Annotated in this window: 1 protein-coding gene and 1 pseudogene; both read left to right on the forward strand. The window is 34.4% G+C overall.

The genetic code is table 11. The features are described 5' to 3' along the window. Window positions 1-35: 35 nt before the first annotated feature. Window positions 36-956 carry a type IX secretion system membrane protein PorP/SprF gene (locus Q0873_RS18150; protein ID WP_299110209.1) on the forward strand — a complete coding sequence of 307 codons (921 nt, stop codon included), beginning with the start codon at window positions 36-38 and terminating at the stop codon, window positions 954-956. 11 nt (window positions 957-967) lie between these two features. Beyond that, window positions 968-1,197: pseudogene (locus Q0873_RS18155) on the forward strand (hypothetical protein); the annotation flags it as partial.

Raw genomic sequence — 1,197 nt, forward strand, 5'->3', positions numbered from 1 at the left:
TAGGATGGTTATACATTAACAGATAAAAAAATAATATGAAATTAAGATATATCTATACAGTAATTGCATTGATGTTTATCGAATTAAACATCAATGCACAGCAAGACCCTCAGTATACACAATATATGTATAATACAATGAGTGTAAATCCGGCTTATGCAGGATCCAGTGGACACACAATAATTAACCTTTTAGGACGTACACAGTGGGTTGGAGTTGATGGAGCACCCGATACTCAAACTTTAAGTTATGATACTCCGCTTGGATATAGTGGAGTAGGATTGGGAGTGAATCTTACCAATGATAGAATTGGGCCAGCAAGAGAGATTTTTTTAGATATCAATGCTTCTTATAGAGTAAGAACTAGTGATGAAGGAAACTTATCATTCGGATTGAAATTAGGAGGGAGACATTTAAATGTAGATTGGAGTAGAGGACTGGTTCAGGATAGAAATGATAAAAGTTTACAAGGGAATATCAATCGATTTTTACCAACGATTGGAGCAGGGATCTATTACTATACTGATAAATGGTATATAGGAGGAGCTGTTCCTAATATCATAAGAACAGAACATTATGATGATGCCAATAGTGGGGGAGACGTAGCAGAAGAGCGAATGCACTTTTTCTTTATAGGAGGTTATGTTTTTGATTTAAATGAGAGTATCAAGTTTAAGCCAGCAGTATTAACCAAGATTGTAAGTGGAGCACCTTTGTCACTAGATGTTTCAGCTAATTTTTTATTTAATGAAAAGTTTACAGCAGGGGCTGCATGGAGATGGGATGACTCTATTAGTGCTTTACTTGGATTACAGGCAACAGAAAACTTACACATAGGATTGGCTTATGATTTGACGACTTCAAATTATAGCAATTACAATTCAGGGACATATGAATTAATGATCAAATGGGAGATATTTAGAGAATTGGCAACGAAATCACCAAGATTCTTTTAAACAAAGTAAAGATGATGAGAATACTACCACTACAAATAATGATATGCATACTATTTACAACAGTTACGTTTGGGCAACGTAAGTATGCTGCAGATAGATATTTTAATGAATTTGCGTATAAGAAATCGGCAGAATTATATAAAGTAATTAATGAGAAGGGAGATAATTCCTATTTGGTATTGAGCAGACTCGGCGATTCCCATTACTATAATTTTGAGTTTGACTTGGCAGAGAAGTATTA

Source organism: uncultured Tenacibaculum sp. (assembly GCF_947498805.1).
Taxonomy (GTDB): domain Bacteria; phylum Bacteroidota; class Bacteroidia; order Flavobacteriales; family Flavobacteriaceae; genus Polaribacter.